Raw genomic sequence first — 6190 nt, forward strand, 5'->3', positions numbered from 1 at the left:
TATACCATATTTATACATAATCAATAAATCTAGCTTTATAGGTTATTGACATCTTATAAAGCTAGATTTATAATATTATATAAATAATCAAGGAGTTAGAACCATGGCACACACAAAAGCGGTCACCTACAACTTCAAGAATCGGGATTTCGATGCGTCCGTGAATGGCGAGTACATTGGCTCATTCCCCACCGATCTGGATGCACGAATGGCCTGTAATCGTTTAGTGTTGGAATTGATTGAGTTAGATAACCGAGCGGTTGAGGACGCTGAAGAAGCAATGGCCATTGGCGTGGTTGAACCAGTTGCCGAAGCGAGCGCTGAGGTTCCGTTGTTCGAAGTCGTCGATTTGATTCCTATGCCTGCGGTTACTGCCACGACCTATGCCAACACCCCTATTGATGCGCTGGCTCGCACCATGGTCATTTTGAGCCGCAACTGGCAACGGGCGATTCGCGCAGGTCGCTACGCTGATGCCGAACGGATCGAGGCCCATGAACAGGCGGTTCGCAGTCAATTCCGCTCCCTCTCCAGCCCTTCGCTACCACCTGTACCTGTTGTTCAGCAGCGTCCAACGACCAGCCGCCGGATTAACTATTAAACCCTTCACTGCTCGCAAAAGCAGCAAAGGGCCTCACATGACCGAGGTACAGATTCGAAGCCTTGCCTCGGCCACGAAAGGATGATACCTGATGACACCAACCCATGTCAATCACGACCGCTGCCAGCGCTTGGCGCGTGCCAGCGCGATCGTGCAACTGGCGACCATTATTCAGGAAGAAGAAGGCCTCGACGACAACACCGCCTACATATTGGCCGAGCAAGAACTGGATGCCATTGCTGCGACCGAAGCGGCATGGAGCGATCAGCAACCTGTTGCCATGCTGCGTATCTTGCCAACGGCGTGGGGGGTCGTATTGGTTCGCAACGGCTCGCGTTTGGTGGTACATCGTACCGATATTCCGGCGGTGCTGGAATCCTTGACCCGTTGGGCTGCTTCATCCTATTAATAGATATAGAGGATTATCGTTATGGCTGATACGACACCATCACCATCGAGCATCAAAGTGGAGCACCAGATTCACTTCACGCTTGATGGCTTTCCCTGCACCACCTCGGTAGCAGGTGCGACCGCCGATCAACTCAAGGTGGTGATTGATCGCCTGAAAGCGATCGGCGCACAACCACCCACGACACACCCAGCTCACCCAACCCAACCAGTCGCCGCCGTTGCACCACCCAGCGTTCCCGCTCAACGCCTCTGCCCAACGCATGGAACACCCTTACAACTGCGCCAAGGCACGCGACGCGGTGGCAAGCCCTACAAATTTTGGAGCTGCAACCATACCGATGCGGATGGCAACTGGTGTGATCATACCGAGAAGCCATAAGGGAACTCCATGTACCTTCATCCAAAAACCATCACTTCAGTACAGCTAGGTCTCAATGCGCAGTCCCTGAACTCTGGCAGCGATCATCTGTACTAGGGGTTACCGCCGAAACGCCAACGAGGGGCCATACGTTCTAGTATGGCCCATCGCATTCGCTTCAATGAGGCAGATAGGGTCTGTCGTTGTTCCATCAGGCATATGCACGCGCACGGCTAGTCATGCATTCAAGCTCAGCTGTGCACGCATTCCGCGCCGCAGCTCCACGCTAGTCGCTGCCGGACACCAAACACGCGGTTGCCCACCAGTAGTCGTACAGTGGGCGGACTTCGACCGCTGCGAAGCCAGCCGCACGTACCAACTCCGCCCACTCCACAATTGGCTGCTCATAGGTTGTGCGAGCCGCCGTCTGGTCGAAGTATCCCATAAGGACTGGCATCAGAAAGCCTTGGGCAACCAGTCCGCCGTCGTCGGCATACTCGGCCAGTCCACGCTGGTAGCGGCCTAGGATATCGCGGACTCGCGCCGGGTCGTACATACTGGCAAACTCCGGCACGTCGAACTCGACGATTAGCAGGCGTTGGCCCAGGTCCCGCAACCGGCGCAGCAGCTCCGGTCGCTCCTCTGGCGGGATTGAGTGCAAGCTGTAGGTGGCTTGGATGATCGTCCAGCTGCTACTCTCCTGACGCGCAAACTCCTGCGCGGTGACGGCGAAGGCCTCGATGGGCCGTCCGCTGGCCCCTAAGCGCTCGCGTAGTTCAGCCAGCAGCGCCGCTGACGGCTCGACTACTCCCAAGCGGTCGATGTTTGGGGTCAGGGCTGGGATCAGGGCGTGGCCGTTGCCAGCACCGATATCCAGCACATCCAGCCGCTCGTACTCGCCATAGGCCGCGTGCAGGGCCGCGCTCGTCGCTGCATAGAGCGGGATGTTGCCGCCGCCGCCGATGAAGGCCGCGAAAGCTTCGCCGCTGACGTAAACATTGTGCTTGCCTTGGCTGGCCACCCGACCCAGATAGGCTGCCGCCTCGGTAAATACCCGCTCGTCTGGCGCACCCGCTGCCGCCCGGCTGGCGAAATCGGCGGCACGGGCTACGTCCTGATGGCCAAACGCCAGCAGCGCGGCGTAGAACAGATCGAGCGGATCAGTGCCAACTGGCTGATCGGCGCGGTAGCCATGCTCGCGGTATGCTTCCCAAAGCTGCTCAAGACTCACTATTGCGTCCTCCAAAACACACGATACACTGTTTGCTGCCCAAGCCACTGATCAGCCGCCGTCAACTCGGAAAAATGCGGTGTCGGTGGCATCGCGGGCGTTGATGTTGGGGGGATAGTTGCCCATCGATACCCTCAACGAGATATGGATGCGACCACCAGTATGGAGTGTGGGTGATTTCCTGTCAACGCGTGTGCATATGCCTGGTGAAATAGCGAGTGTCCTCAGCACCGATGGTCGCTGCCATAGTTCGGTAGTCCGCGCGTTCAAGCCCAACCGTATGGAAGGAATAGTGTTTGGATGAAGTTACTTTTAAGTTCTCTACGCTGATCGCGAAACTGATAGTATGGTTATCGCGATTGATTGATCGATGATGGATGACCAGCCAGCAGTTCAAATCAGGCTGTTGGCGGATGTTTTTTTAGCGCGAAACGGTTATGATAATGCACATTATACAAACCGCTGGAGAGTCGAGCATGCACGATGATTTTTCACTCGCATTAACCACCCTTGCCGCAACTACCCCAACCGCAATCCAATCAACGACTAATCCCTTCATTGCCTATATCGCCAGTCTGCAAAGTACCAATAGTCAACGCACGATGGAGAAGCAGCTGCATCGTTTGGCAACAATGATGGGCTTTGCCGATGCGCATGCAGTTCCGTGGTCGCAGCTGCGGGTTGAACATACCCAAGCCTTGTGGGCCAAGCTCGCCAGCAGTAAATCAGCAGCCACTGCCAACCTGATACTCTCGGCCTTGCGCGGGGTGCTGAAGATGGCGTGGCGCATGGGCTTAATGACTGGGGAAGATTACACACGAGCGGTTGATCTCAAAACGGTCAAAGGGAACGCACCTGATGCCGCAGCGGGCCGATCGCTCACCGCTGCCGAACTCCGCGCCTTATTTGCCGCGTGTGCCGCTGATTCATCACCCATTGGGCGGCGTGATGCAGCGATTCTAGCATTGGCCTATGCTGGTGGTGGTTTGCGTCGGGCCGAGATCGTCAATCTCGATCTGTCAGACTTCAATCCTGAAACGGCGATGCTGACGATTCGCGGGAAGGGCAATAAAGTGCGGACGGCGTATGTGCGTGGTGGCGCTCGTGAGGCGCTCGACGAGTGGTTGGCGGTGCGTGGCGACGAAGCTGGGCCACTGTTTTGGCGGTTACAAGCTGGCGGTGTGGCAGGCCAAATGTACGAGCGTCTCAGTGATCAGGCGATTTATATTTTATGTCAGCGGCGTGGCAAAGAGGCCAATGTACGGCATTTCAGCCCGCACGATATTCGACGAACCTTTATCAGTGATCAACTGGATGCGGGAACCGATGTCTTGACCGTGGCTCGGCTGGCTGGCCATAGCAATGCCAACACCACCAGCCGCTACGATCGTCGGGGTGAACGGGCCAAACAAGCAGCAGCTGATGCTCTGCATGTGCCGTTTATTTCGCAACAGGAGTTGTAACATTGCTTCGATCATGGCGTATCACTTGACGAATATTCAAGAGTCATTACACTAGAGATCTATCATCACTGAGAGATGCTATCTCACGTTTATCACACACTTTTGAGGGAGGTAACTATGGTATCGTACCATCGTGTCCGTATGCTCTTCGCATTGATCCTGCTTTTCAGTTTATGCAGCACCGCTCCTGCGTCTTCTAGCCAAGCAACATCCCAAGCACTTTCCCATGCCGTTATTGATGCTAGCGGGGTTCTTGATAACTGGCAATCACTTGCCATAGGGTCAGATGGATTAGGCTTAATTGCGTATTGGGATGAAACAGCTAAAGTACTCAAGGTTGCCCATTGTAATGATGTCGCTTGCCGCACCGCAACTATTACTCCTCTTGTTACAACGACTACCGAGTTCGGGAGTATTGAACTTACCATTGGAAGGGATGGTTTAGGGAAAATTATCTATAACGTGGGCGGGCAAATATTCTTAGCCTTTTGCCAAAATATTAGTTGTACGAGTATTCAGACTAAACCTATTCACAGTGGTGGAAATAGCCAGCTTCTTATAGGAAGTGATAGTAACCCAATCATTTTTAGTACGACTGGTTCTAGTCCTGACAATTATCAGATCAAGGTATCACATTGTGATGATCCACAATGTCAAGCTATCACTACAACAAAACTCACCGATACCTTAAAAACATCTTCTCCTTTAGTTGCTGCTATCGGTAGTGATGGATTTCCACTTATTTTATACTATGATAATGATCTGCTTCAACACATGCTTATTCACTGTTCCGATGTCGCTTGCCAACAAACAACGACTTCAGCGCTTCCTATAGCTACCTATCAAGCAAACACCGATAGTGATATGACCATAGGTAGTGATGGATTTCCAATCATTACCTATAAAACTATTCAATTTGATCAATTAGGTATCATTCACTGTGAAAATATTCTTTGTACCACCTATACAAATGTGTATCATGATGATTTTTGGCTGGGTACCCATCCATCAGTTATTATCAATAGTGATGGATTACCGCTCGTGAGTTACTCTGTTGATCGTAATCAACGCAGGGATCTTTATATTTCCCGTTGTCTTGACCTTGCCTGTAACGATATAACGACCCATATTTTAGATAAAACAACGTGGATAGGGACGCAAGATATGGCGCTCGGAAATGATGGCTTGGTGTTGATCGCCTATCATGATCTCTCTCGAGCACAATTACGCGTTATCCACTGTAAAGATATTGCCTGTAGTGAAGATGGGGTTAATCTTTTTGCTCAGTATGCACCGATGCTGATGCAAACACCAACATCGATGGTTGTTCCGATCAATGCAACAGCTATTCCTGATCAAGCAGTCACCACCCTTGGCCAAGTCTTCTTTACGACGTCGATTTCAATTCCTCAGCCCATTCCTAGCGGTGGGAGATATGTTCTTGCGGGGAATGCACAAGGTACAGCACCAAGCATTGTGGATGATAAAGTGGTTCTCAAAGCAGGAAACCAAACGATTTTTGAATTTGAGTATGGTGGTACGGGAACTCCTAATCCTACTTTAGTTGAGGTTCCGAATGCCATTATTGAATCACATATTGGACAAACCATTACTATAGAATTCCGTGATGTGTATGGTGGACGAATCCAAGCTTCAACGATGTATCTGGTTTGGATTCCCTAGCTAAATACTATCGTTATCACATAACTAATGACCCCATACTTTTTTAGGTATGGGGTCATTAGTTATTTTTGCATGTGCCGTTTGTTTCGCAACAGGATTTGTCATATCTCCTTGAAGTTAGATAGAGCGATCGCAACGCAAACAACACTTTACTGGATTGCCATGGGGCGTTATTTGCTTGTTGAGAAATCGTTTTATTGGTGTATATTTTTCTACTTGTATCTAGCTTGTTCATCATTCTATGATAAGAGCCAATCTAACAGTTGGGCAACTGGAGTCCTAATCCTCAGAACGAACAAGTAATGGCCCGTAGCTCGAAGAAACTCGCTGGCCGTATGCTTGATGGTCGAACTTGGGATGAGGTTCCTGATTTGCATCTCATTCATCAATAGCTATGATCAAAAAGAACCAGAAGTGATGCTTCTGGTTCTTTTTGATCATAG

The 6190-nt window shown here is 51.1% G+C and carries 6 protein-coding genes; 5 read left to right on the forward strand and 1 reads right to left on the reverse strand.

Annotated features, from left to right (window positions below):
- Nucleotides 1–103: 103 nt before the first annotated feature.
- From DEF47_RS22205 to DEF47_RS22215, 3 genes are all read left to right on the forward strand, one after another.
- Nucleotides 104–601: a hypothetical protein gene (locus DEF47_RS22205; RefSeq protein WP_012188197.1), complete on the forward strand. Its 498-nt coding sequence runs from the start codon at nucleotides 104–106 to the stop codon at nucleotides 599–601.
- A gap of 91 nt (nucleotides 602–692) precedes the next feature.
- A complete protein-coding gene (locus tag DEF47_RS22210) occupies nucleotides 693–1010 on the forward strand; it encodes a hypothetical protein (RefSeq protein ID WP_012188198.1) in 318 nt (105 codons plus the stop codon).
- A 21-nt stretch (nucleotides 1011–1031) separates the two neighbouring features.
- Entirely contained in the window at nucleotides 1032–1391 is a 360-nt protein-coding gene (locus tag DEF47_RS22215) for a hypothetical protein (RefSeq protein WP_012188199.1), read from the forward strand.
- Nucleotides 1392–1656: 265 nt separating this feature from the next.
- On the opposite strand, the gene DEF47_RS22220 is transcribed toward DEF47_RS22215, so the two are convergent.
- Nucleotides 1657–2601, reverse strand: a complete 945-nt coding sequence (locus tag DEF47_RS22220; RefSeq protein WP_012188200.1) for a class I SAM-dependent methyltransferase — start codon at nucleotides 2599–2601, stop codon at nucleotides 1657–1659.
- A 476-nt stretch (nucleotides 2602–3077) separates the two neighbouring features.
- Here DEF47_RS22220 and DEF47_RS22225 point away from each other — a divergent pair, with 476 nt between their 5' ends.
- Nucleotides 3078–4064 carry a tyrosine-type recombinase/integrase gene (locus tag DEF47_RS22225; RefSeq protein WP_012188201.1) on the forward strand — a complete coding sequence of 329 codons (987 nt, stop codon included), beginning with the start codon at nucleotides 3078–3080 and terminating at the stop codon, nucleotides 4062–4064.
- 117 nt (nucleotides 4065–4181) lie between these two features.
- Complete coding sequence (locus DEF47_RS22230; RefSeq protein ID WP_012188202.1) at nucleotides 4182–5747, forward strand: hypothetical protein; 1566 nt, start codon at nucleotides 4182–4184, stop codon at nucleotides 5745–5747.
- The last annotated feature ends 443 nt before the right edge of the window (nucleotides 5748–6190 follow it).

Origin of the sequence: Herpetosiphon sp. (genome assembly GCF_003512625.1) — a bacterium.
Classification (GTDB): Bacteria; Chloroflexota; Chloroflexia; order Chloroflexales; family Herpetosiphonaceae; genus Herpetosiphon; species Herpetosiphon aurantiacus.

Excerpts from the sequence above, each read along its gene's own strand:
- DEF47_RS22215 (WP_012188199.1), top strand. The coding sequence starts at position 1,032 with ATGGCTGATACGACACCATCACCATCGAGCATCAAAGTGGAGCACCAG.
- DEF47_RS22205 (WP_012188197.1), top strand. The coding sequence starts at position 104 with ATGGCACACACAAAAGCGGTCACCTACAACTTCAAGAATCGGGATTTC.
- DEF47_RS22230 (WP_012188202.1), top strand. The coding sequence starts at position 4,182 with ATGGTATCGTACCATCGTGTCCGTATGCTCTTCGCATTGATCCTGCTT.
- DEF47_RS22225 (WP_012188201.1), top strand. The coding sequence starts at position 3,078 with ATGCACGATGATTTTTCACTCGCATTAACCACCCTTGCCGCAACTACC.
- DEF47_RS22210 (WP_012188198.1), top strand. The coding sequence starts at position 693 with ATGACACCAACCCATGTCAATCACGACCGCTGCCAGCGCTTGGCGCGT.